The organism is Streptomyces sp. NPDC007084 (genome assembly GCF_040703595.1).
GTDB lineage: Bacteria > Actinomycetota > Actinomycetes > Streptomycetales > Streptomycetaceae > Streptomyces.
Map to the genome: position 1 here is coordinate 111,462 of NZ_JBEYFY010000016.1, position 23,606 is coordinate 135,067.

Genomic DNA, 23,606 nt, shown 5'->3' on the forward strand with positions numbered 1-23,606 from the left:
CGGCGCCGCTCTCCGTTCACCCGGCCTGCGGTTCACCGGGCTGCTGCTCGTTGGCGAAGAAGCGCACGACACCCTGGGGCGCGTCCTCGCCGAACAGCATCGCGTGCAGCTCGGCGCCGTCCGCGGCGGCCTCGGCGCTGCGGGGGAACAGCTCCCGCTCGTAGGCGGTGAGCGCGGCCTCGACGTCACCGGGGTGTTCGATCAGGGCCCGGGCGAGTTCGGCGCCGTCGTACATCGCCAGGTTGGCGCCCTCGCCGTTCGGCGCCGCGAGGTGGGCGGCGTCGCCGACCAGTGTCACGCCCGGCACCCGGTCCCAGCGGTGGTCGTCGGGAAGGGCGTTGAGGACGCGCAGGACCGCGGGGGTCTCACCGTCGGTGATCAGCGCGGTGAGTTCCGGTGCCCAGCCGTCGAACTCCTCGGCGATCCGGGCCGCTGCCGCGGCGGAGTCGGTGAAGTCGATCTTCTCGAACCACTCCCGCGGCCGGGCGAGTGCCACGTACGTGTGCAGGGTCCCGCCGCTCTCCCGGTGGGCCTGGATGCCCTTGCCGGGGGCGAGCGCGAACAGGGAACCGCCGCCGACCGCCCGCGCGGCCTCCGGGTGGCGGGTGTCGCCGTCGAACAGATAGGTCTCGACGTAGGACATGCCGACGTACTCGGGTGTCACGTCGGACAGCAGCGGGCGCACCCGCGACCACGCTCCGTCCGCGCCGACGAGGAGACCGCTCTCCACGCTCGTCCCGTCGGCGAACGTCACCTCGTGCCGGTCCGCGCCGAGGGCGCGGACCGCCGTGACCTTGTGCCCCCAGCGGATCGAGTCGGCCGGAAGCGAGTCGATCAGGAGGCGCCGCAGGTCGCCGCGGAGGACCTCGGGGCGGCCCGCGGTGCCCTCGTCGGGCAGGTCGAGCAGCACGGTTCCGTCCGCGCCGAGGACGCGGATGGCCTCGCCGCCCTCGTGGACGAGACCGAGGAAGTCCTCGAACAGGCCCGCCGCCTTCAGGGCGACCTGCCCGTTCTCCTCGTGGATGTCGAGCTGGCCGCCCTGGGCACGCGCCGTCGGCGAGGCCTCGGCCTCGTAGACCGTCGCCGGGATGCCGTGCACGTGCAGGACGCGGGCGAGGGTCAGCCCGCCGAGTCCCGCGCCGATGATCGTCACTGGAGTCGTCATGATCTTTTCTGCCTTCCTGCTCCCCGCCGCCGGCAGGACAGCCCGCGGAACTTGAATGGAACGTTGTTCCATAGCCTCAGGATGGAACGCTGTTCCATTCATTGTCAAGCTGGAACGATGTTCCAGCGAGTCCTATGCTGGGTGCATGACAGCCGGCAGGACGTGTCGCCCGGAGCGACGGCGGGAACCGCTCTCCCGCGAGCGCATCGTCGCCGCCGCCGTGGAACTCCTCGACACGGTGGGGGAGGGCGGGCTCACCTTCCGCGCGCTCGCCGAGCGGCTCTCCACCGGCCCGGGGGCCATCTACTGGCACGTCACCGGCAAGGCCGAACTCCTCGCCGCCGCGACCGACGCCGTCGTCACCGCCACTCTCGCGGACGGCACCGGCGAAGGCGGGGACGGCGGCGATCCGACCCCGCAGGACGCGATCCGCGCCCTGGCGCTCGGCGTGTTCGACGCGATCGACCACCACCCCTGGGTCGGTACGCAGCTCGCCCGTGCGCCCTGGCAGACCCCGATGATGCGGGTCTTCGAGCACACCGGACGCCAGGTCCAGGCGCTGGGCGTCCCCGAGGCGGCCCGGTTCACCGCGGCCTCCGTCCTGCTGAACTACGTCCTCGGCGTGGCCGGCCAGAACGCCGAGAACGCCCGCTCGGCGCCCCCGGGCACCGACCGGACCGAGTTCGTCGACGCCGCGGCGAGTCAATGGGCGGAGCTGGACCCGGAGGAGTACGCCTTCACCCGGAGTGTCGCCGGGCAGCTCCGCCGCCACGACGACCGTGAGGAGTTCCTCGCCGGCATCGACATCATCCTCGCGGGGATCACCGCGGGGCGGGAGCGGGCCGGTTCCTGACGGCGCGCCCCTTGGCGGACTCCGCGCGCCGGATGCCCCGCGCCGGATGCCCCGCCGGGCCCGTTACGTTTCGGGGTCGGCGCCTCCCCGACCGCCGGCCTCGGTCAACGGCGCGGCGTCTCACGCCTGTTGGCGGAAGCGCCCGTTCCTTCGGCCGGTCCGGCCGCCGGGCATGGTCACCTCTCGCCGGCCCTGCCGCTCCCTTCGGCGCCAGGGCGCCGTGATTCGCCCATTCCGTGATCAACTGCCGCAAGATAGGCTCGTGGAAACGCCGGGAACGCGGAGCCGCAGGCGATCGCACCCCACGGAGAGGCCGGTCATGAACATCCCCTTCTTGGAAAAATGGCGCAGGCGCCATCCGGCGCGGCAGGACCGGGCGCTCGCCGACGCCTTCGAGGACGACCCGCAAGGCGTCGCCGAACTGCTCTCGGAGTGCGAGCTGCTCCGCTCCCAGGCCGCGGCCGTCGGCCTCGAACTGGACGACACCCCCGCCTCGTTGGCGGCGCTCGACCAGCTCCTTCCGCTGTGGCGCGACGACCCGGAAGGGCTTCCCTGGCTCGGTAACGACGCGGGCCTGTATCTGGGCACGGTCGTGGTGCGGACGGTTCCCGGCGCGTCCTGGCACGTCTGGCCCGGCGGCAGCCCGGTGGTCAGGCTCGCCTCGGGCCGCGAGATCACGGTCGTCGAGGCCGGCCTCGACTGGGCCGTCCAGGGAGTGCCCGAACTGTCCCAGACGTACGCCGAGGCCGCCGAGGGATAGCGGTCGCCACGGACGACAGGCGGCGCCGGCCACTCTTCCCGGAAGCGGGTAACCGCCCCGGGTGAACGGGCCCCGGGACTCGGCGGAGTGTCGTGACGGGGGTCGTAATGCAGCCTCAAATACGGTTAATTGCTCCCCGTGCGTGTCGTGTCTTTGGTCCCGATTTGCGCCGATAGGTTGCCTTGGCCGCCACAGCGGTGAGTGCAGGACCGGAGCAGACCTCGGTCCGACGGGCGACCTGCACGACGTCAACACGTACTTCGGGGAGCTGCATGTTCTGCAGGACGTCGACCTCACCGTCGGCACGGGGGAGGCGGCCGCCGTCACCCCCGCGCCGGCACCGCGCGAAACCGGGCGGGCCGCCGTGTCGGCACCCGGGCGCCGCCCGGACGGCCCGGCCCCACGGCGCCCGCGCCCCGCGAGGCCTGAAGCCCGAACTCCGCTCCGGGAAGCCGAACCCGCCGAACCTCGACTACGATGTGGCGTTCATCCCCGCGGTGACGGCGACCTCGCCGGCCCGCACCGGGATGTGCGCGCCGCTCACCCGGGCGAACCGGTGGGAGCGGCGCGGTCCCGAGACCGAGGCCGTGGGCGTGGCACCGGCCGAACCAGGGACGCTGCTGCCGGGTGGGGTACCCCCCACCGCCCCGCCACCGTAGGGGAGCAGCAGCTCACAGGGCCAGGCCCGGCCGGCGGCAGCCGGAGATCACTGCTCGCGCAGGGGCACCGACACATACGACGGGTCGTGCTCCGGCGAGGAGAAGGTCAGCTGCGCGCCGGACGGGTTGTGCTCGATGTAGAGCGGGTCCACCGTGTCGACGACCAGGGCCAGCCGATGCCCTGCCGGAACGTCGTAGGCCGTGGAGGACAACTCCAGGTCCACACCGAACGGCTTGCCGGGTGTCCGCCCGTGGAAGGTGTACGGCGCGTTGGCGACCAGCTTGCCGAGGCCGAGCGGCCCCACGTCGTACAGATACGCGACGAGGGTGCCGCTCTCCTTGGTTCCGGTGACCGTCGTGTGCAACCGGGCGGTGCCGCGCACCTGTTGGCCGCTCGCGTACTTTTCCGACTGCCATACCGCCGCCCATCTGCGCGGCAGCAGCGGGATCGAGGCGACCGGCGGGGTCCGGGTGAGCTGGTCGAGGATGCCGGAGAGGAAGACCACTCCGCCGTCCGCGCCGGAGTCGACGTTCGTGTGGATCGTGGTGGTGCCGCCGAGGGCGATCTTCCGGCTGGTCGCGCCGACCGACTTCCAGTCCGGGTAGCCCTCGTAGCCGCCCGTGGAACGGGACTTGAGACGGACCGGCTGCTCGCGGTCGACTCCGTTGTCCTCGCCCTTGAGGTAGTGGTCGAACCAGCGTCCGGTGTCCGTCCACACGTCGTTGGGCAGCCCGAGCAGACCGGTGAGTTCGGCGGTCGCGTGGTCTCCCGGCCGGAACTCCAGCCGCTTGGGGCCGGTCAGTTCCTCGTAGAAGCGGGCGTACTGGTTGGGCGAGAAGATGGTGTCGCCCCAGGCGTTGGCGAGGAAGACGGCGGCGCCGTTCTTGTTGAGCTGGTCGACGTACGTCGCGGGGGAGCGCTTCTTCCCCCAGTCGATGAGGCTCTGCTCCTTGGTGAGGTCCGAGGCGAAGAAGTCCTTGAACACCTGCTGGAGTTCGGCGCTGGGGCGGCCGGTGAGGTAGCCGGCGCCGTCCAGCAGGGCGGCGGCCTGGGCGTGCTGGGTGCGGTTGGAGTAGATCGAGTCGATCAGGTCGGCCCAGCCGCTGAGCGCCGCGACCGCTTTGACGCGCTTGTCGTGCGCGGCGGCGAGCAGGCTGATCCCGGCGCCGTACGAGACGCCCGCCATGCCGATCCTGGCCGGATCGGCGGGGGTGTTGGCGAGTGCCCAGTCGATCACCTTGGAGGCGTCGGCGATGTCGGGCGGCCCCGCGACCTCGATCCGGCCGCCGGACTGCCAGAAGCCCCGGGCGTTGTAACTGACCACCACGTAGCCGCTGTTCGCGAGTTTCCGGGCCTGCGCCAGGTACTCGATCTGCGGCAGTCCCCAGCTCGTGGGCAGCACGATGAGCGGGTAGGCGCGGCTGCCGTCGGCGTCCGCCGGGGTGACGACGTTGGCCTTCAGGGGAGTTCCGCCGTCTCCGGCGATGTCGACGAACCGGATGCCGTTCGTGCCGCCCGCGGCCTGGGCGGTGGGGGCCATTCCGAGGCCGGCGGCGGCGATCAGCGTCGCGGAGACGGCACCGACGGCGGATGTGCGCAGAGCGTTACGACCGTGTCCCACGGGTCACTCCTCACTGGTCAGTGCAAAGTGACCCGACGGTAACCTCGTGGGCTTACCCGGGGTAACCCGTCGGTAAGTTACGCGCGAGTAACGATTGTTGAAGAGTTCATTTCCTCCGGCCCGGGCCTCGCCCGTCTGTGCGGGGGCATGAGGTGTCGAAGTCGACCTGCTCGGCCGCGCCGGGCGCCGAAGTCGGCGCGGCCTATTCGGCGGTGGCGGGTGCGGTGGGCTCGCTGGGGGCCGGGGCCGGGAGGGGGGCCTGGGCGGCGCGGGTGACGTCCGCGACCACCTCGACCACGTCGGGACCGTACGCCTGCGAGTTCACCACCTTCAGCAGCAGCACGAAGCTGTTGCCGCCGTGCTTGCGGGCCAGTCGCGCGTGGTTGCGGGCGAGATAGCGGGTCGCCGCCTGATTGGTGATCGCCCGCTGCCCGCAGAACAGGAACACCGGTCTCACGTCCCGGCTCTGACCCGCGGTGAGCCGGGCGAGGATCACGTACTCGGCCCTTCCCGACTCCAGTCGGAACCGCTCGCCGCCGATCTGGAACGCGCCCCGGTCGGGACCCGGCTCGGGGTCCACGTTGACCCGTATGCCGGGCAGCAGTGACTGGAGGTGCGCGGCCATCCGCCGGTTCGACGACGGGCCGCCCACGCAGAACTCCGTCCGCTCCCCGAAACCCTGCTGAGTGGCGTCGTGCGCGATGACCTGGGCGTGCGCCCCGCAGTCCTTGATCAGCGCGGACAGTTCCAGCAGCGCGAACACGTCGTGCCGCATCACCGTGAGTTCGGGCCCGCCCGCCTCACGGTTGACCACCAGCAGCGACTCGGAGTTGTCGGGCAGCCCGAAGAACGCCTGCTTGCGCCGGAGTCTGCGCTTCCACAGATAGGTACGGGCGAGCCAGCCGAGCGCGGCACTGATGCCGGCCGCCAGGACGCCGAGGACGATGTTGCGCACGTCGTCAGTCATGGGCGCGCATGGTAGCGGTCCCACGGAAACACGTTCGAGGGGATCCTGACGCGAGCATGGCATCGACGTTACGCTGCGTGGACGGTTGTCGACTGGAGGTACGAATGCGTAGCCTTGTTGCGCGGAATCTGGCGGTCCTGGCGGTATCGGCCACGGTGCTGACGGTCGGAGCGGCCGCACCCCCCACCGCGCCCTCCGGCCCACCGGCCGGCGCCGGCCCCGCGAGAACGGCCGGCGCCAAGGCGCCCGTCGCGGTCGGCTACGGCGGCGCCGTCGCCAGCGTCGACCAGGACGCCTCCGCCGCCGGCATCGAGGTGCTCAGGCAAGGCGGCAACGCGGTGGACGCGGCCGTCGCCACGGCGGCGGCCCTCGGCGTCACCGAGCCCTACTCCTCCGGCATCGGCGGAGGCGGCTACTTCGTCTACTACGACGCCAAGTCCCGTACGGTGCACACGATCGACGGGCGGGAGACCGCACCCCTGACCGCCGACTCCGGACTGTTCCTGGAGGACGGCAAGCCCCTCGCCTTCGCCGACGCCGTCACCAGCGGCCTGAGCGTCGGCACGCCCGGCACCCCCGCCACCTGGCAGACCGCGCTGGACACCTGGGGCAGCAAGCGGCTGGGCAGCGTCCTCAAGCCCGCCGAACGGCTGGCCCGTGACGGGTTCACCGTCGACGACACCTTCCGCTCGCAGACCGAGGCCAACCAGGCCCGCTTCGCCAACTTCCCCGCCACCGCCCGCCTGTTCCTGCCCGGCGGCGCGCCCCCGGCCGTCGGCTCCACCTTCAAGAACCCCGATCTGGCCCGCACCTACGCGGAGTTGGGGAAGAAGGGAATGGGCGCCGTCTACCACGGCTCGCTGGCCCGGGACATCGTCGCCACCGTCAACAAGCCGCCCGTGGACCCGGCGTCCGGCTACAACGCCCGCCCCGGCAAACTGTCCACCCGGGACCTCGCGGCGTACACGGCCAAACGCCAGGCGCCCACCCGCACCTCGTACCGCGGCCTGAACGTCTACTCCATCGCCCCCTCCTCCTCCGGCGGCACCACCGTCGGCGAGGCCCTCAACATCCTGGAGAACACCGACCTCGCGAAGGCGAGCGAGGCGCGCTACCTGCACCGCTTCATCGAAGCGAGCCGTGTCGCCTTCGCCGACCGGGGCCGCTGGGTGGGCGACCCGGCCTTCGAGAACGTCCCCACCGAAGGCCTGCTCTCGCAGAAGTACGCCGACTCCCGCGCCTGCCTCATCAAGGACGACGCCGTACTGACGAGCCCCCTCGCCCCGGGCGACCCGAGCCGGCCCGCCGCCTGCGCCACCCGGGGGAAGGCCGCGCCGACGACGTACGAGGGCGAGAACACCACCCACCTGACGGTCGCCGACAAGTGGGGCAACGTCGTCTCCTACACGCTGACCATCGAGCAGACCGGCGGCAGCGGCATCACCGTCCCCGGACGCGGATTCCTCCTCAACAACGAACTGACCGACTTCTCCTTCGCGCCGGCCAGTCCCGACGTCCACGACCCGAACCTGCCCGGCCCGGGCAAGCGGCCCCGCTCCTCGATCTCCCCGACCATCGTCCTCGACCGCCACAGCCGGCCCGTCGTGGCCCTCGGCTCACCCGGCGGCGCCACCATCATCACCACCGTCCTGCAGACCCTGACCGAGTTCGTCGACCGGGGCCTCCCGCTGGTCGACGCGATCGCCGCGCCCCGCGCCAGCCAGCGCAACGCCGCCCAGACAGAACTCGAACCCGCCCTGTACGACAGCCCGTTGAGGGCCCGGCTCGAAGCCATCGGGCACTCCTTCAAACTCAACCCCGAGATCGGCGCCGCGACCGGCGTCCAGCGCCTCCCGGACGGCAGGTGGCTGGCCGCGGCGGAGAAGGTACGGCGGGGCGGCGGTTCGGCGATGGTGGTGCGGCCGGTGCCGTAGGGGAGTGTGGGGGCCGGGGCGGGCGGTGCCTCGGGGTCGAGGGTCACCCGTGGAGGTGAGGGCCGTCTGCGCCGTGGCCTTCGGCGGCCTCTTGGCGGCCTTCGGTCCGCTCACTCTGGGGTGAGGGTCGCCCGGGGGCCGGCCCCCCTCGGGGCCCCGGCCCGCTGTGCCCGGGGCCATCCACCGCGCCAATTAATATACCGGTATTAGAATGACCCCATGGTGCGCACCCCCCTGACCCCCGAAGAGCGCGAGCGCGGTGAGCGGCTCGGCCGTCTGCTGCGTGAGGCCCGTGACGGCCGCAGCATGGTCGAGGTCGCGGCGGTCGCGGGCATCTCCGCCGAGACCCTGCGCAAGATCGAGACCGGCCGGGCCCCCACGCCCGCGTTCTTCACGGTCGCCGCCCTGGCCCGGGCCCTCGGCCTCTCGATGGACGACCTCGTGGCGCGCTGCGCCCTCACCCCCGCCCCCTGACGCGCCCGCCCCCTGGTGAGGCGGCTGCTTTCGCCGCGTCCGCCGCCCCTGCCCGTAGACCTGCCCGACCCCCAACACGCCGACAGGGCAGGGGAGTAGGGTCACCACTCACCCGGCGCGCCCGCACGGAGCGCGCCGATGTGATCCATCCCTGAGGGCACTGCGCCCGCGCCGAAAACTCCCCGTAGCCGATCCGTAACACGGCTGGTGTTTTCTACCGGACCGGGGCACTCCATTCGGGCGGGAGTTGGGTGATGACGGTAGAACAACTCCCTGGACAGGTACGGGAGTTCGCTCGCTATCTGAACGAGCTGATGGACCGGCTCGACCAGGGCGGCGGCTGGTGCGGGGTCTTCTGGCAACGCGACCCCGAGGGCATGCGCGCCTGCCTCGACGGCTGGGAAGTACCCCCCTGGGACGTCGTGGAAGCACTCCTCCAAGACCTCCTCGTCGCATACGGCGACCGCGTCGCCGCCCACGAGACCGACCGCGCCCGCGCCCTCCACCACGCCTCGCTCGCCGCCCACGACGCCCGCCCCGGCGGCCGGGACGCCCTCGGCGACCGGCTCGACGTCATGCTCCGCGAACAGCGCTACGCCGCCGAGCGCCAAGCCGAACTCGGCCGCCTGCTGTCCACCGCCGGCACCCGCCAACAGGCCGAGGCCATCCGCCTCGACCTCGCCTGGGCCCAGGACGACCACGAACGCGCCACCGCCCGCTGCGCCGAACTGCGCCACCGCATCGACCGGCTGGACCGCCTGCGCACCGAGCGAACCCCAGCACGCATCCCGCCGCTCCACGGCACGCCCGCAACGGACGCCGGGGACACCCGGGACGCCGCGACCTGGACCCCCCACCCCGACCCGTACGCGGACCGCCACGCCACCCCGTCCTCCCCGGACGCCGCAACCGGCTCCCACCCCAGAGTCCCCGTCCAAGGCGGCCCCAGGTCCCTACCCGCCGACCACGCCCCCGGCCACCAGCAGCAGCCCGCATCCGGCCCGACCGGGCACCCCGACGACACCACCTCAGCATCCGGCGACCACCCCCAACCCGCCCCCACCCAGGACCTGTTCGAGCCGACCGACCCCGACCAGCCCACCGCACCGGCCCCCGCACCCGCCCCCAAACGCTCCAAGCGCCGCACCCGCGGCAGCGCCCGCTTCGCCGGCCTGACCGAACCCGACACCGGCCCCACCCCCGTACCGGAGGCCCTTCCCAGCCTCCCCGTCCAGCCCGCGCCCGGCCGCCGCACCCCCCGGGGCGCGCGCTTCGCCGGAGCCGCCGAAGAGGCCGCACCGGCCGGCCCGCAGGCCGCCCCGCCCGACGACGACGACCGGCGGCACACCGCGGACACCGTCACCGCCCTGACCCGGCTCCGCGCCGAAGGCCGCAGCGGAGAAGCGCACGCGCTGCTCGTCGAAGCCGCCCACTGGCCCGCCGCCCGCCTCCCCCACCTCGCCGCCGAACTCCACCGCCACGGACTCGACGCCGACTGGGCCACCCTCCTGTGGGAGGCCGCCTCACTGCCCGCGGACCGGCTCGTCGCCGCCGCCGACGCGCTCACCGCCGCCGGGCGCACCGGCGACGGACAGCAGATGCTCCGCCAGGGCGTCGCCCGGCCCGCCCCCGAGATCGGCACCGCCGTCCTCGACCTCGCGGGCCAAGGCCGCCACCGCGAGATCCACGCCCTCCTCGGCGCCTACGTCCGCGTCCGCACCCCCGAGGAAGCCGCCCGCAGCGCCCAGCCCGACCCCCAACGCCTCGTCCCCCTTCTCCTCGAAGCCGCCCGCACCGTCTCCGACGAACGCCACTGGGACCTCGTCCACGCCCTGCGCGTCGCCGGCCTCACCACCTGACCCCCGTCCCCGACACGACCGCCCACCCGCCACCCCCGGCCACGGCCACGATCACCCGCGCCATCCACCGATCGGCCCCATCGCCCGGGTCACCGGCCACGTCCTTCACCCGGGGGAGTGGGAAACGTGATCGACTCGGCGGGGTAACGACGACGGTCTTGGCAAGGCCGTCCGGGGGGCTTACCTTCGAGCCTCTACCGCCTTTGTCTACGGGCGTAGAAGCTCTCTGACGTCCCGTCGAAGGAGCACCTCATGGTCAACGTCGTACGCGCCGCCCTCGTCCAGGCCACCTGGACCGGCGACACCGAATCCATGATCACCAAGCACGAGGAACACGCCCGCGAGGCCGCCCGGCAAGGTGCCCAAGTCATCGGATTCCAGGAAGTCTTCAACGCCCCCTACTTCTGCCAGGTCCAGGAACCCGAGCACTACAACTGGGCCGAACCCGTCCCCGACGGCCCCACCGTCACCCGCATGCGAGACCTCGCCCGGGAAACCGGCATGGTCATCATCGTCCCCGTGTTCGAAGTCGAACAGAGCGGCTTCTACTACAACACCGCCGCCGTGATCGACGCCGACGGCACCTACCTGGGTAAATACCGCAAACACCACATCCCCCAGGTCAAAGGCTTCTGGGAGAAGTACTACTTCAAGCCCGGCAACCTCGGCTGGCCCGTCTTCGACACCGCCGTCGGCAAAGTCGGCGTCTACATCTGCTACGACCGCCACTTCCCCGAAGGCTGGCGCCAACTCGGCCTCGGCGGAGCCCAGCTCGTCTACAACCCCTCCGCCACCTCCCGCGGCCTCTCCGCCCACCTCTGGCAACTCGAACAACCCGCCGCCGCCGTCGCCAACGAATACTTCATCGCCGCCATCAACCGCGTCGGCCAAGAGGAGTACGGCGACAACGACTTCTACGGCACCTCCTACTTCGTCGACCCCCGCGGCCAGCTCGTAGGCGACGCCGCCGACGACAAGACCGAGGAACTCCTCGTCCGCGACCTCGACTTCGACCTCATCGAAGAAGTCCGCCAGCAATGGGCCTTCTACCGCGACCGCCGCCCCGACGCCTACGAAGGCCTGGTGCGGCCGTGACCGACCTCCACGCACGCCACAAGGCCGTCCTCCCCGACTGGCTCACGCTCTACTACGACACACCCCTGGAGATCACCCACGGCGAAGGACGACACGTCTGGGACGCCGACGGCAACAAATACCTCGACTTCTTCGGCGGCATCCTCACCACCATGACCGCCCACGCCCTCCCCGAAGTCACCAAAGCCGTCAGCGAACAAGCCGGCCGCATCATCCACACCTCCACCCTCTACCTCAACCGCCCCATGGTCGACCTCGCCGAACGCGTCGCCCAGCTCTCCGGCATCCCCGACGCCCGCGTCTTCTTCACCACCTCGGGCACCGAAGCCAACGACACCGCCCTCCTCCTCGCCACCACCCACCGCCAGAGCAACCAGATCCTGGCCATGCGCAACAGCTACCACGGCCGCTCCTTCAGCTCCATCGGCATCACCGGCAACACCAGCTGGTCACCCACCTCCCTCTCCCCCCTCCAGACCCTCTACGTACACGGCGGCGTCCGCACCCGGGGCCCCTACGCCCACCTCGACGACACCGCCTTCATCAAAGCCTGCGTCGACGACCTCCAAGACCTCCTCGGACACACCCGCAACCCCGCCGCCCTCATCGCCGAACCCGTACAAGGCGTCGGCGGCTTCACCGCACCACCCGACGGCCTCTACGCCGCCTTCCGCGACATCCTCCAGCCCCGCGGCATCCTGTGGATCGCCGACGAGGTCCAGACCGGCTGGGGACGCACCGGCGAACACTTCTGGGGCTGGCAGGCCCACGCCGCCTCCGGACCACCCGACATCCTCACCTTCGCCAAAGGCATCGGCAACGGAATGTCCATCGGCGGCGTCGTCGCCCGCGCCGAAATCATGAACACCCTCGACGCCAACTCCATCTCCACCTTCGGCGGTTCACCCGTCACCATGGCAGCCGGACTCGCCAACCTCACCTACCTCCTCGAACACGACCTCCAGGGCAACGCCCGCCGCGTCGGCGGCCTCCTCATCGAACGACTCCGCGCCATCACCGCCCAACTCGACGGCGTACGCGAAGTCCGCGGCCGAGGCCTCATGATCGGCATCGAACTCGTCAAACCCGGCACCGACCAGGCCAACCCGCAGGCAGCCGCCGCCATCCTCGAAACAGCCCGCCGCGAAGGCCTCCTCATCGGCAAGGGCGGCGGCCACAACACCAGCGTCCTGCGCATCGCACCACCCCTCACCCTCACCGTCGCCGAAGCCGAAGAGGGCGCCGCCATCCTCGAACACGCCCTCAGAGCAGCCCAGTAACACCCACCCCAACAGCACCCACGACACCGGCCGAACGCACCCACCACCGGAAGGAGAGGGAGCATGAGCCGAACCGTCATCCGTGGCGGCCTCGTCATCACCGCATCCGACGAGATCCACGCCGACGTCCTGATCGAGGACGGCCGCATCGCCGCCCTCGCCGCCACCGGCACCCCCACCGCACAAACCTGGACCGCCGACCACACCCTCGACGCCACCGGCAAGTACGTCATCCCAGGCGGCGTCGACGCCCACACCCACATGGAACTCCCCTTCGGCGGCACCTTCGCCTCCGACACCTTCGAGACCGGCACCCGCGCCGCCGCCTGGGGAGGCACCACCACCATCATCGACTTCGCCGTCCAGAGCGTCGGCCACACCCTGCGCGAAGGACTCGACACCTGGAACGCCAAAGCCGACGGCAACTGCGCCATCGACTACGGCTTCCACATGATCGTCTCCGACGTCAACGACCACACCCTCAAAGAAATGGACCTGCTCGTCCAGGAAGGAGTCACCTCCTTCAAACAGTTCATGGCCTACCCCGGCGTCTTCTACAGCGACGACGGCCAGATCCTGCGCGCCATGCAACGCTCCGCCGACAACGGCGGACTCATCATGATGCACGCCGAGAACGGCATCGCCATCGACGTCCTCGTCGAACAAGCCATCGCCCGCGGCGAAACCGACCCCCGCCACCACGGCGAAGTACGCAAAGCCCTCCTCGAAGCCGAAGCCACCCACCGCGCCATCAAACTCGCCCAGGTCGCCGGAGCACCTCTCTACGTCGTCCACGTCTCCGCCACCGAAGCCCTCACCGAGATCGCCCGCGCCCGCGACGAAGGCCTCAACGTCTTCGGCGAAACCTGCCCCCAATACCTCTTCCTCTCGACCGACAACCTCGCCGAACCCGACTTCGAAGGCGCCAAATACGTCTGCAGCACCCCCCTGCGCCCCAAGGAACACCAAACCGCCCTCTGGCGCGGACTGCGCACCAACGACCTCCAGGTCGTCTCCACCGACCACTGCCCCTTCTGCTTCACCGGCCAGAAGGAACTCGGCCGCGGCGACTTCTCCAAAATCCCCAACGGCCTTCCCGGAGTCGAGAACCGCATGGACCTCCTCCACCAGGCCGTGGTCGACGGCCACATCACCCGCCGCCGCTGGATCGAGATCGCCTGCGCCACCCCCGCCCGCATGTTCGGCCTCTACCCGAAGAAGGGCACCATCGCCCCGGGCGCCGACGCCGACATCGTCATCTACGACCCCCACGCCGAACAGACCATGTCCGTCGAGACCCACCACATGAACGTCGACTACTCCGCCTACGAGGGCAAACGCGTCACCGGCCAGGTCCGCACCGTGCTCTCACGCGGCGAACCCGTCATCACCGAGCGGGAGTTCACCGGCCGCGCCGGCCACGGCGTCTACACACCCCGCTCCACCTGTCAGTACCTTCTCTGAGAGACCAGGAGCGGCGCCATGGACTTCGGACTCGTCCTGCAGACAGACCCCCCGGCCTCCCGCGTCATCGACCTGATGCGGCGCGCCGAGACCAACGGCTTCACCCACGGCTGGACCTTCGACTCGGCCATCCTGTGGCAGGAACCCTTCGTCATCTACAGCCAGATCCTCGCCCAGACCGAGAAACTGACCGTCGGACCGATGGTCACCAACCCCGGCACCCGCACCTGGGAAGTCACCGCCTCCACCTTCGCCACCCTCAACGACATGTACGGCAACCGCACGATCTGCGGCATCGGCCGCGGCGACTCCGCCATGCGCGTCGCCGGCCGCAAACCCAACACCCTCGCCCGCATCAGCGAGGCCATGAAGGTCATCCGCGCCCTCGCCCGCGGCGAGCAGGCCGACCTCGGCGGCGCCGTCGTCAAGTTCCCCTGGGTCGGACCCGGCGCCGAACTACCCGTCTGGATGGCCGCCTACGGCCCCAAAGCCCTCAAAATGACCGGCGAGGAAGCCGACGGCTTCATCCTCCAGCTAGCCGACCTCTACCTCACCGAGTACATGGTCAAGGCCGTCAAAGACGCCGCCACCGCCGCCGGCCGCGACCCCGCCGACGTGACGATCTGCGTCGCCGCCCCCGCCTACATCACCGCGGACGACTCACCCGAGGCGCTCGCCCACGCCCGCGACCAGTGCCGCTGGTTCGGGGGAATGGTCGGCAACCATGTCGCTGACCTGGTATCAAAGTATGGTGAGCACACGGGGGCTGTCCCTGATGAACTCACCGACTACATCAAGGCGCGCGAGGGCTACGACTACGCGCACCACGGACGCGCCGACAACCCCGACACCGCGTTCGTCCCCGACGAGATCGTGGACCGCTTCTGCCTGATCGGGCCGCCCGAACGGCACATCGAGAAGCTGAACGCGCTGCGCGAACTGGGCGTCGACCAGTTCGCGGTGTACGACATGCACGACGCCCAGGAGTCGACGATCGACGCTTATGGCGCGAAGGTCATCCCGGGTGTCAACGGACAGTAATTGAAATCTGTCATCTGTTATCTGAAATCTGTCAGCTGAAAGCTGTCAGTCGTCATCTGACAGCGATCGGCCCGGATGACCAGCGTCCCGGCCCCCTCCTGTTTCCCCCCCGTCGGCCTGAAACGGGGAGGGCGCGAGAGGGCGCCGCACCCCACCCCCGCCCCCGCGCTCCCGCACACCCCCCGCAGAACGCCCCCGCACGGCCTCTCCCGACACTCCTCATCGATTGGCCTGCCCATGACAGAGACGGTTCCCCCGGACAGCCCGTCCGCCTCCGGACACGTCACGCTCCCCGACGGCCGCGTGGAGATCGCCCCCGGCGCGCCCGCGCCGAGCGGCCCCTACGCGAACGAGGATCTGCTGCCGGTCCCGGTCGAAAAGCGGACCTGGACCACCTACAATTTTGCCGCCCTCTGGGTCGGCATGGCGCACAACACCGCTTCCTGGACGCTCGCCTCGGGTCTGATAGCCGTCGGCATGGACTGGAAGCAGGCCGTCCTCACGATCGCCCTCGCCAATCTGATCGTGCTGGTCCCGATGCTCCTCACAGGGCACGCGGGACCCAAGTATGGTATCCCGTTCCCTGTCTTCGCCCGGGCCTCCTTCGGGGTCCGCGGGGCCAATCTTCCCGCGGTCGTGCGGGCGTTGGTGGCGTGCGGCTGGTTCGGTATCCAGACCTGGATCGGGGGCGAGGCGATCTACTTCCTCGCCGGCAAGCTGCTCGGGGACGGATGGCGCGACGCCTCGCAGGTCGGCGGACACGCCTGGACCATGTGGCTGTCCTTCGTCCTCTTCTGGATGCTGCAACTCGCCATCATCTACCGGGGCATGGAGACGATCCGCCGCTTCGAGAACTGGGCCGCGCCCTTCGTCCTCGTCGGCGCCGGCGTGATGCTGTGGTGGATGAGCAGCAAGGCCGGCGGTTTCGGGCCGCTGCTCGACCAGCCGTCCAAGCTGGGCTGGGGCGAGGACTTCTGGAAGCTGTTCTGGCCGTCGCTGATGGGCATGATCGGCTTCTGGTCCACGCTGTCGCTGAACATCCCCGACTTCACCCGGTACGGCAAGAGCCAGCGGGCGCAGACCTGGGGACAGGCGCTCGGTCTGCCCACCACGATGACGTTGTTCGCGTTCCTGTCGGTCATGGTGACCTCGGGCTCGCAGGCGGTGTACGGGGAGGCGGTCTGGGACCCGGTGCAACTGGCCGCCAAGACGGACAACGTGGCCGGTCTGTTGTTCGCCCTGGTGACCGTGCTGGTCGCGACGCTGTCGGTGAACATCGCGGCCAACCTGGTCTCGCCGGCGTTCGACTTCTCCAACATCGCCCCGCGGAAGATCAGTTTCCGTATGGGCGCGCTCGCCACCTGCGTCCTCGGGGTGCTGATCTTCCCGTGGAAGCTGTACGCCGACCCGCAGGGCTACATCTTCACCTGGCTCGGTCTGGTGGGCGGTCTGCTGGGGACGGTCGCCGGCATCCTCATCGCGGACTACTGGATTCTGCGCCGGACCCGGCTCGATCTCGCCGACCTGTACCGCGCGGGGGGCCGCTACTGGTACGACGGCGGCTGGAACTGGCGTGCCGTGGTCGCGTTCCTCGTCGGGGGCGTGCTCGCGGTGGGCGGGGCGGACTTCCATCCGCTGGTCGACGGCCGGCCGATCGGGGCGCTGAAGCCGCTGGCCGACTACGGCTGGGCGGTCGGGCTCGGCACGTCGTTGGTGCTGTATCTGGTGCTGACGCTGCTGTCCGGGAAGGACCGGACGGCCGCGCGAGCGTGATGCCCAAAGGGCGGTCAGGCCTTCTGGCCGCCCTTCAGGGTGTTCACCGCGTCCTTGGCCGCCTTGATGGCGCCCTTGTTGATCTCGTCGGTGCCGGGCGCCTTCTTGGTCTCGAAGTCGCTGCCGTTGTAGGTGACGACCACCAGGGCGTTGGAGACCTGGGCGATCACGACGCCCTCGCGGGTCTCCTGCTTGTCCTCGGTGGTGAGGTTGACGACGGAGTACGCGGAGTCGCCGAGTCCGGGGACCGCTCCGCCGCCGCTCTTGTCGTCGACGCGGGCCTGGTAGGCCTTCGCCGCCGCCGCGTCCGAGTCCTTGATCTCGTAGGAGACGTCGAGCCAGCGGTAGTCGAAGCCTTTCAGCGCGTTCCACGAGCAGGTGCGGCGCAGGGACTTGTCGGTCGAGGCGATCTCCTGGCCGGCGGTCTTGGCTCCCGGTACCAGGGCTTTGACCGAGGCGACGGGGATGGCGGCGCAGGGGGCCGGGGACGCCGTGTAGGTCTTCCTGGCGGGGGCCGCGGTGGACGGCGCCGAGGGCGCGCCGGCGGGCTGGTCCCGGGCCGGCTTGTGCTCGGCGGTGGGCGCCGCGGTGAACGGGTCCGAGGCGAGGGCCCAGCCCGCGGCGGCGAGCACGGCGACGGGCAGCAGACGCGCGGTGAGCGCGAGCGGCAGGGGAAGAGAACGCAAGGCGCACTTCTCGTGGGGGACGGGTGCGGAGGGGGTCCGCACAGCGGACGGAACGACAGTGTCACACGTGTCCCTGTGGTGGGGAAGTGCCAACTCGCTCCGTGCCCGCGCGGTGACAGCGGCCGTCCCTCGACGGCCGGTTGAGGAACGGAAGGCGCATTTCGTCGCTTATGGGGCTCGGTGCTCGCGATGTGTGGATCGCGTCGGACGAAGACGGCCCCGAGGGGGGAAGTTCTTCCCGTACCATCCCCTAACTGGGCGTTCCTGTAAGGGAGTCGGCCGCCCGGCCGCGTTCCGTCGAGTGGAGTGGGCTCGTCCGGTGGGTGTCCGTGCCATGATCGGCCGATGATCGCGATACGCCCGAGGGGCGGGTGGGTACGCCCGGTCGTCGTCGCCTGTGTGGTGATGACCGTCACGAGCGGGTGCGGGCTCTCCGCCGAGCTGGACCGTGAGCGCGACCCGGGACGTACGGAGGTTCCGGTGCCGGGTGCCGTGCGGACGGACGGGTCGGGGCCGCTGCGTATCGAGCCGCCCGTGCTTCCCTCCTCGGCGCCGCCGTCTCCGTCCGGCGCGGTGCCGGGACAGCAGGGCAGCGGATGCCCGGCGTCGGGGGTGCGGTTCGAGGCGGGGCCCGTCGACGCGGCGATGGGGCTGCGCGCCATGACGCTCACGCTCACCAACTGCGGCAAGCGGGCGTACGAGGTGGACGGTTACCCGGAGGTCGCCGCCGTCCTCGGCCCGCGGGGTGAGCCGATCGGCGGTGTACGGGTGGTGCGGGGGACGGACGAGGTGCCCATGGCGCCCGCCGACCCGGGACCGAAGGCCTTCACGCTCCGGCCGGGTCAGAGCGCCCGGGCGGGGCTGTACTGGCGGATGGCGGCCGAGCGGGGCGCGTATCTGCGGGTGGCGCCGCAAAAGGGGCGGCGGCCCGTCACCGTACCGTTGGCGGACCCGCTGGACATCGGTCCGGAGAACACCCTCGGCGCGTCGGCCTGGGCGCCCGCGGGCTGACCGGGCGCCCGCCGCGTCCGGTGGGCCCGGCGTGCCGCCGGTTCGCGGGCGGGCGCCGGTAGGCTGCGGCGGTGCGTACGGTCGAGCTGTTGCTGGACGAGACGGCGGACCTGTGTGTCCGGGAGGCCTGGCGGCGGCTGGCGGAGGCGGGGCTGCCCAGTCAGGCGCGCCACCGGTCGCCGACCAACAGCCCGCACCTCACGCTGGCGACCTGTGCGGAGCTGACCGCCCCGATCCGCTGGGAGCTGGCGGAGGTGGCCGCCGCGCTGCCGCTGCCGGTGCGGTTCACCGGCGTCGTCCGTTTCGAGCGGCCCACGTCGGTGCTGGCCTGGGCGCTGGAACTCGACCCGGTGCTGGCGGGCCTGCACCGCCGGGTGTGGGAGGCCGTCGCCTCGGACAGTCCGCCCGGCACCCTCAACCCCTTCCACGAACCGGCTCGTTGGACCCCGCACGTCACACTCGGCCGGACCCGGCGGGCCGGTGCTTTCGCCGGCCGGCGGGTCTCCGGGCTGTTGCCGGCGCCGCCGCTGCCGGTCTGGCTCACGACCGTGCGCAGCTACGACACCGAGACCGGCGCCCTGGAGGTGCTGGAGCCCCGCTCCTGACCCCAACGCCCGCCTAGGCCGGACCTGTTGGGGCCGCCCGGTGAACACCGGGCGGCCCCGGCGGTGTTGCTCAGTGCAGGTTGTAGTGGCCGGCGGCCTTCGCCGCCGTGAGCGCGGCTGGGTAGACGGCCGTCTCGTCGAGCTGGCCCTTGAACCAGTAGGACGTGGGAGCGCCGGGCACGCCGCGCAGGTTGTCGTAACCGGCGTGCCAGTAACCGGAGTAGGCGCGGCTGGCCGCGACGGTGTTGCTCGCCTGGAGCTTGCCGTCGATGTACAGCGCCATGCCGTTCGCGCTCTGCGTGGCGACCATGTGGTGCCAGGCGTTGTTGTTGAGCGCGGCCCCGCTGGTCAGTGTCTTCCAGCCGCCGGAGTTCACTCCGAACACCACCCGCCCGCCGTTGTTCATCCACACCTGCTTGTCGTACACGGCGCTCGCCTTGGCGGTGTTGTCGCCGAAGCCGGTGAGCAGGCCGCCGGTGGTGGTGGACGTCTTGAACCAGGTCTCCATGCTGTACGCGGCCGGCTGTGCGAAGCGGCGGTCGCTGTAGACCCACTGGCTGGTGCCGTTCAGGCCGATCGCGGTGGAGCCGGGGACCGCGCCGGGCGACTGGCGCAGGGCGGGTCCGCCGACGTGGACGCCGTTGCTGTTCGCGGTGCTGGTGTCGGCGGCGAGACCCGGATAGGCGTCCGTGTAGCGCCAGTAGAGCCGTGCGCCGTCACCGAGGACGGCGGCGGCGTAGGCGTCGGCCTTCGTCACGCCGCTCGCCGACACCGAGGCGGACAGCGCGCCGGTGTTGCCCGCCGCGTCCGTGGCCGTCACCCGGTAGCTGTGGCCGGCTCCCGCCGTGACGCCCTTGTCGGTCCAGGTCAGTTGGGGCCGCGACCAGAACGTGGAGTCGCCGGTGAGTGTGGCGACCGGGGTGGTGCCGCCGTCCCGGTAGACGCGGTAGGTGAGCCGGGAGTCGTCCGCGTCGAAGGCGGAGCGGATGTGCACGGCGATCTCTCCGGGCTTCACGCTCTCCGCGGTGACCGTCGGTGTCGAGGGGGCGCCCACGTCGCCGGTCGAGGCGAAGCGGGTCAGGCCCTGCGCCGGTGCGTCGTTGACGGTGGTGAACTCGCCGCCGGACCACAGGTAGTCGGTGCTCGCCGAGGTCGCGACGGTGAGGGCGCGCGGCCCGATCTGCTCGCCGAGGCCGTCGTTGGTCTGCGGGAACCAGCCGTAGTGGCTGGTGCCGCCGGTGGACTGGGCGAGGAAGTGGTGGCGTGCCCCGTCGGGGAACTCGCCGACCTCCGAGCAGTCGTGCGCGTGCGAGGCGCTGTAGAGGACGCTGCGGTACGGCAGCACCGACTGGGTGGCGCCGTAGCAGGTGTCCCGCCAGCGCTGGGCGAACGTGCCCGGGTCGAGGCCGATACGCCCGTCGAAGGCGTGGTGGCCGGTGCCCTCGTTGCCGGTGTAGACGCCGTCGGCGTCGGCCGCGAGGGACTTGACCACCGAGTTGTCGGCGATGAAGCCCGGGTACGTCTTGGTGAGCGCGCCGCCCGTGGCGTCGACGACGGCGAGGGCGTGCGTGCTCGTGCCGTTGACGGTGAAGAAGTCGCCGCCCAGCACGACATGCTTGCCGTCGGGTGCGACGGTGACGGCGCGGCCGGGCGCGTCGGCGTTCGCGGTGAACGGCAGGACGGCGCCGGTGGTGGCGTCGACGGCGGCGAACCTGCCGCGGTCCTCGCTGCCGGCCCGGGTGAAGTCGCCGCCCGCGTACACGGTGTCGGCGGTGACGGCGAGCGCGCGGACGGTCGCGTTCATCTGCGGGCGGAAGGAGGCCTTCGGCGCGCAGGTGGCGATGTCGATCGCGGCGAGGCTGCCGGCCGGTGTGCCGTTGACGGCGCTGAAGTAGCCGCCCGCGTACAGGGTTTTGCCGTCCGGGGACACGGCGAGGGCGCGTACGGTCGCGGTGCCGCTGCCGATGGTGAACGACAGCGCGCAGTTGGTGGGATTGCCCGTGGCGGCGTTGAACGCGGCGAAGTTGACCGCGTCGCGCGCGGCCCCCGAGCCGCCCTGCGGCGGGCGGATCTGCGAGAACGTACCGCCGGCGAACACGGTCGACCCGGAGTGGGCGAGCGCCCACACGATGCCGTTGGTCTGCCAGGTGGGCAGCGCGTCGGCGGTGAACCGCACCTGTGCGGAGATCGCCGTGGCCTGACCGGCACCGGTCCACAGGCCGACGCCGGCCGCGACGAGCCCGCCGGCGACGGCGAGAGACGTTCCCATGACTGCCCTGCGCATGAACCCCCCAGAGTGAGGCGCGACGGCGCTGTGGCCCCGGCCGTGCGGGTGGCCGCGCGTCGCGCTCGGCGCGCCCGTGGGGAACACCTGTCCCACGGACACCGACGCCGTTCGAATGCGCGACCCTACCGCGCCGGCGCGCGACAGGTGGGTCTCCCCGAACAATTCGCGTCAAGGCATGGGCCACCGCGGCCCGTTCTGCTGTTGGATGGGCCGATCGACGTACGCCGACACCGAGGTCAGACATGCAGTTCACGACGCGTCCCACACTCAACGGCACTTTCGGGATGGTGTCCTCCACCCATTGGCTGGCCTCGCAGTCCGCGATGGCCGTCCTGGAGGACGGCGGCAACGCCTTCGACGCCGCGGTCGCCGCCGGTTTCGTGCTGCACGTCGTCGAACCGCACCTGAACGGCCCGGCGGGTGAGGTCCCGGTCGTCCTGGCCCCGGCCGGCGGGCCGGTGCGGGTGCTGTGCGGGCAGGGCGTGGCGCCCGCCGGGGCGACGGTGGCCCACTACCGGGGGCTGGGGCTGGATCTCGTGCCGGGGACGGGACCGCTGGCGGCCGCGGTGCCCGGCGCGTTCGACGCCTGGATGCTGCTGCTGCGCGATTACGGCACCAAGTCCCTCGCGGACGTGCTGAAGTACGCCATCGGATACGCCGAGGACGGCCACGTGCCCGTGGAGCGGGTCGGCGAGACGGTGGAGACCGTACGGGAGCTGTTCGAGACGGAGTGGACGTCGTCGGCGCGGGTGTATCTGCCGGGTGGCCGGGCGCCGCGTCCGGGTGAGCTGTTCCGCAATCCGGTGCTGGCCGCGACCTGGCGGCGGCTGCTGGGCGAGGTGGCCGGCGCGGGCGGCCGGGAGGCGGAGATCGACGCGGCCCGGGAGGTGTGGCGCTGCGGGTTCGTGGCCGAGGCGCTGGTCCGGCAGGCCGGGCGGCCGACCGTGGACACCAGCGGTGAGCGGCACACGGGCACGCTGACGGCGGCCGACCTGGCCGGCTGGTCGGCGACGTACGAGGACCCGGTGACGTACGACTGGCGGGGCTGGACGCTGTGCAAGGCGGGCCCCTGGAGCCAAGGGCCGGTCCTGTTGCAGCAGTTGGCGCTGCTCCCGGCCGACCTGCCGCCCTACGGCTCGGCCGAGTACGTCCACCTGCTGGTGGAGGGCTGCAAGCTGGCGATGGCCGACCGGGAGGCCTGGTACGGGGACGCGGCCGGGGTGCCGCTCGACGAGCTGCTGTCGGAGCCGTACAACGCGGCCCGGCGGGCGCTGATCGGTGACAAGGCGTCGTTCGAGCTGCGGCCGGGCGCTCCCGGCGGCCGGGAGCCGCGGATGAGCGGGCACGCGCGCGTGGTGGCGTCGGGGGAGCCCGCCTTCGACGCGCTGGGGGTGCCGGGCGCGGGGGAGCCGACCGTGGCGCGGGCGGCGGCGGAGCCGGAGGTCGCGCCGGACGGCTCCACCCGGGGCGACACCTGCCACCTGGACGTGGTCGACCGCTGGGGCAACATGGTCGCCGCGACGCCGAGCGGCGGCTGGCTCCAGTCCAACCCGGTCGTCCCCGAGCTGGGATTCCCGCTCGGTACGCGGCTTCAGATGGCGTGGCTGGAGGACGGGCTGCCCAACTCGCTGACCCCCGGGCGGCGGCCCCGTACGACGCTGACGCCGTCGCTGGCGCTACGCGACGGGGTGCCGGTGATGGCCTTCGGTACGCCGGGCGGGGACCAGCAGGACCAGTGGCAGACGCACTTCTTCCTGTCGGTGGCCTTGCGTCCGCCGGTGCGGGGCGGTCTCGACCTCCAGGGCGCCATCGACGCCCCGAACTGGCACAACGACAGCTTCCCGGGCTCCTTCTTCCCCCGGGGCATGCGGCCGGGCAGCCTGACCGTGGAGTCCCGCGTGGACGCCGGGGTGGTGGAGGAGCTGCGGCGGCGCGGGCATGACGTGACCGTCGCCGGGGCGTGGACGGAGGGGCGGCTGTGCGCGGTCGCCCGGGACCCGGAGACGGGCGTGCTGTCGGCGGCGGCGAACGCCCGGGGGATGCAGGGGTACGCGGTCGGCCGGTGACAGTC

Annotated in this window: 18 protein-coding genes and 1 pseudogene; 14 read left to right on the plus strand and 5 right to left on the minus strand. The window is 71.5% G+C overall.

The window, feature by feature from the left end; genetic code table 11:
• Nucleotides 1-16: 16 nt before the first annotated feature.
• Nucleotides 17-1,165 carry an NAD(P)/FAD-dependent oxidoreductase gene (locus tag AB0912_RS16425; protein WP_366700083.1) on the minus strand — a complete coding sequence of 383 codons (1,149 nt, stop codon included), beginning with the start codon at nt 1,163-1,165 and terminating at the stop codon, nt 17-19.
• Nucleotides 1,166-1,310: 145 nt separating this feature from the next.
• Here AB0912_RS16425 and AB0912_RS16430 point away from each other — a divergent pair, with 145 nt between their 5' ends.
• From AB0912_RS16430 to AB0912_RS16440, 3 genes and pseudogenes are all read left to right on the plus strand, one after another.
• Complete coding sequence (locus AB0912_RS16430) at nt 1,311-2,018, plus strand: TetR family transcriptional regulator (RefSeq protein WP_366700085.1); 708 nt, start codon at nt 1,311-1,313, stop codon at nt 2,016-2,018.
• A gap of 319 nt (nt 2,019-2,337) precedes the next feature.
• Entirely contained in the window at nt 2,338-2,778 is a 441-nt protein-coding gene (locus tag AB0912_RS16435) for a DUF6278 family protein (protein ID WP_366700087.1), read from the plus strand.
• Between the two features lie 464 nt (nt 2,779-3,242).
• Nucleotides 3,243-3,437: pseudogene (locus tag AB0912_RS16440) on the plus strand (amino acid ABC transporter permease); the annotation flags it as partial.
• Between the two features lie 47 nt (nt 3,438-3,484).
• Here the strand turns inward: AB0912_RS16440 and AB0912_RS16445 are convergent.
• Together AB0912_RS16445 and AB0912_RS16450 are read right to left on the minus strand one after the other, a co-directional pair.
• Nucleotides 3,485-5,059: an alpha/beta fold hydrolase gene (locus AB0912_RS16445; protein ID WP_366700089.1), complete on the minus strand. Its 1,575-nt coding sequence runs from the start codon at nt 5,057-5,059 to the stop codon at nt 3,485-3,487.
• Nucleotides 5,060-5,261: 202 nt separating this feature from the next.
• Complete coding sequence (locus AB0912_RS16450) at nt 5,262-6,026, minus strand: hypothetical protein (RefSeq protein WP_366700091.1); 765 nt, start codon at nt 6,024-6,026, stop codon at nt 5,262-5,264.
• A gap of 104 nt (nt 6,027-6,130) precedes the next feature.
• Here AB0912_RS16450 and ggt point away from each other — a divergent pair, with 104 nt between their 5' ends.
• The 8 genes from ggt (at nt 6,131) to AB0912_RS16490 (ending at nt 16,946) form a co-directional block, all read left to right on the plus strand.
• Nucleotides 6,131-7,960: a gamma-glutamyltransferase gene (gene ggt / locus AB0912_RS16455; RefSeq protein WP_366700093.1), complete on the plus strand. Its 1,830-nt coding sequence runs from the start codon at nt 6,131-6,133 to the stop codon at nt 7,958-7,960.
• A gap of 219 nt (nt 7,961-8,179) precedes the next feature.
• Complete coding sequence (locus tag AB0912_RS16460; RefSeq protein WP_366700095.1) at nt 8,180-8,434, plus strand: helix-turn-helix transcriptional regulator; 255 nt, start codon at nt 8,180-8,182, stop codon at nt 8,432-8,434.
• 254 nt (nt 8,435-8,688) lie between these two features.
• Nucleotides 8,689-10,293: a hypothetical protein gene (locus tag AB0912_RS16465; protein WP_366700097.1), complete on the plus strand. Its 1,605-nt coding sequence runs from the start codon at nt 8,689-8,691 to the stop codon at nt 10,291-10,293.
• A 252-nt stretch (nt 10,294-10,545) separates the two neighbouring features.
• Nucleotides 10,546-11,388 (plus strand): nitrilase-related carbon-nitrogen hydrolase, encoded by an 843-nt coding sequence (locus AB0912_RS16470; protein ID WP_366700099.1) that lies wholly within the window; start codon nt 10,546-10,548, stop codon nt 11,386-11,388.
• Nucleotides 11,385-12,668 carry an aspartate aminotransferase family protein gene (locus tag AB0912_RS16475; RefSeq protein ID WP_366700101.1) on the plus strand — a complete coding sequence of 428 codons (1,284 nt, stop codon included), beginning with the start codon at nt 11,385-11,387 and terminating at the stop codon, nt 12,666-12,668. The genes AB0912_RS16470 and AB0912_RS16475 overlap by 4 nt, the downstream gene beginning before the upstream one ends.
• A 63-nt stretch (nt 12,669-12,731) precedes the next feature.
• Nucleotides 12,732-14,132: a dihydropyrimidinase gene (hydA, locus tag AB0912_RS16480; protein ID WP_366700103.1), complete on the plus strand. Its 1,401-nt coding sequence runs from the start codon at nt 12,732-12,734 to the stop codon at nt 14,130-14,132.
• A gap of 18 nt (nt 14,133-14,150) precedes the next feature.
• Nucleotides 14,151-15,173 (plus strand): TIGR03842 family LLM class F420-dependent oxidoreductase, encoded by a 1,023-nt coding sequence (locus tag AB0912_RS16485; RefSeq protein WP_366700105.1) that lies wholly within the window; start codon nt 14,151-14,153, stop codon nt 15,171-15,173.
• A 237-nt stretch (nt 15,174-15,410) separates the two neighbouring features.
• Nucleotides 15,411-16,946 (plus strand): NCS1 family nucleobase:cation symporter-1, encoded by a 1,536-nt coding sequence (locus AB0912_RS16490; protein ID WP_366700107.1) that lies wholly within the window; start codon nt 15,411-15,413, stop codon nt 16,944-16,946.
• Nucleotides 16,947-16,960: 14 nt separating this feature from the next.
• Here AB0912_RS16490 and AB0912_RS16495 read toward each other — a convergent pair whose 3' ends face one another.
• Entirely contained in the window at nt 16,961-17,632 is a 672-nt protein-coding gene (locus AB0912_RS16495) for a hypothetical protein (protein ID WP_366700109.1), read from the minus strand.
• A 345-nt stretch (nt 17,633-17,977) separates the two neighbouring features.
• Between AB0912_RS16495 and AB0912_RS16500 the strand changes: the two genes are divergently transcribed.
• Nucleotides 17,978-18,643, plus strand: coding sequence for a DUF4232 domain-containing protein (locus AB0912_RS16500; RefSeq protein ID WP_366700111.1), 666 nt, complete (start codon nt 17,978-17,980; stop codon nt 18,641-18,643).
• A 71-nt stretch (nt 18,644-18,714) separates the two neighbouring features.
• Nucleotides 18,715-19,248 carry a 2'-5' RNA ligase family protein gene (locus tag AB0912_RS16505; protein WP_366700113.1) on the plus strand — a complete coding sequence of 178 codons (534 nt, stop codon included), beginning with the start codon at nt 18,715-18,717 and terminating at the stop codon, nt 19,246-19,248.
• Between the two features lie 70 nt (nt 19,249-19,318).
• Here AB0912_RS16505 and AB0912_RS16510 read toward each other — a convergent pair whose 3' ends face one another.
• A complete protein-coding gene (locus AB0912_RS16510; RefSeq protein ID WP_366700115.1) occupies nt 19,319-21,532 on the minus strand; it encodes a LamG domain-containing protein in 2,214 nt (737 codons plus the stop codon).
• Nucleotides 21,533-21,777: 245 nt separating this feature from the next.
• Here AB0912_RS16510 and AB0912_RS16515 point away from each other — a divergent pair, with 245 nt between their 5' ends.
• Nucleotides 21,778-23,601 (plus strand): gamma-glutamyltransferase, encoded by a 1,824-nt coding sequence (locus tag AB0912_RS16515; protein WP_366700117.1) that lies wholly within the window; start codon nt 21,778-21,780, stop codon nt 23,599-23,601.
• The last annotated feature ends 5 nt before the right edge of the window (nt 23,602-23,606 follow it).

Bases quoted from the DNA above. Each gene is read 5' to 3' on its own strand.
- AB0912_RS16460 (WP_366700095.1), top strand. From the start codon at position 8,180: ATGGTGCGCACCCCCCTGACCCCCGAAGAGCGCGAGCGCGGTGAGCGG.
- AB0912_RS16485 (WP_366700105.1), top strand. From the start codon at position 14,151: ATGGACTTCGGACTCGTCCTGCAGACAGACCCCCCGGCCTCCCGCGTC.
- AB0912_RS16490 (WP_366700107.1), top strand. From the start codon at position 15,411: ATGACAGAGACGGTTCCCCCGGACAGCCCGTCCGCCTCCGGACACGTC.
- ggt (WP_366700093.1), top strand. From the start codon at position 6,131: ATGCGTAGCCTTGTTGCGCGGAATCTGGCGGTCCTGGCGGTATCGGCC.
- AB0912_RS16425 (WP_366700083.1), bottom strand. From the start codon at position 1,165: ATGACGACTCCAGTGACGATCATCGGCGCGGGACTCGGCGGGCTGACC.
- AB0912_RS16470 (WP_366700099.1), top strand. From the start codon at position 10,546: ATGGTCAACGTCGTACGCGCCGCCCTCGTCCAGGCCACCTGGACCGGC.
- AB0912_RS16435 (WP_366700087.1), top strand. From the start codon at position 2,338: ATGAACATCCCCTTCTTGGAAAAATGGCGCAGGCGCCATCCGGCGCGG.
- AB0912_RS16510 (WP_366700115.1), bottom strand. From the start codon at position 21,532: ATGCGCAGGGCAGTCATGGGAACGTCTCTCGCCGTCGCCGGCGGGCTC.
- AB0912_RS16515 (WP_366700117.1), top strand. From the start codon at position 21,778: ATGCAGTTCACGACGCGTCCCACACTCAACGGCACTTTCGGGATGGTG.
- AB0912_RS16500 (WP_366700111.1), top strand. From the start codon at position 17,978: ATGATCGCGATACGCCCGAGGGGCGGGTGGGTACGCCCGGTCGTCGTC.
- AB0912_RS16430 (WP_366700085.1), top strand. From the start codon at position 1,311: ATGACAGCCGGCAGGACGTGTCGCCCGGAGCGACGGCGGGAACCGCTC.
- AB0912_RS16465 (WP_366700097.1), top strand. From the start codon at position 8,689: ATGACGGTAGAACAACTCCCTGGACAGGTACGGGAGTTCGCTCGCTAT.
- hydA (WP_366700103.1), top strand. From the start codon at position 12,732: ATGAGCCGAACCGTCATCCGTGGCGGCCTCGTCATCACCGCATCCGAC.
- AB0912_RS16450 (WP_366700091.1), bottom strand. From the start codon at position 6,026: ATGACTGACGACGTGCGCAACATCGTCCTCGGCGTCCTGGCGGCCGGC.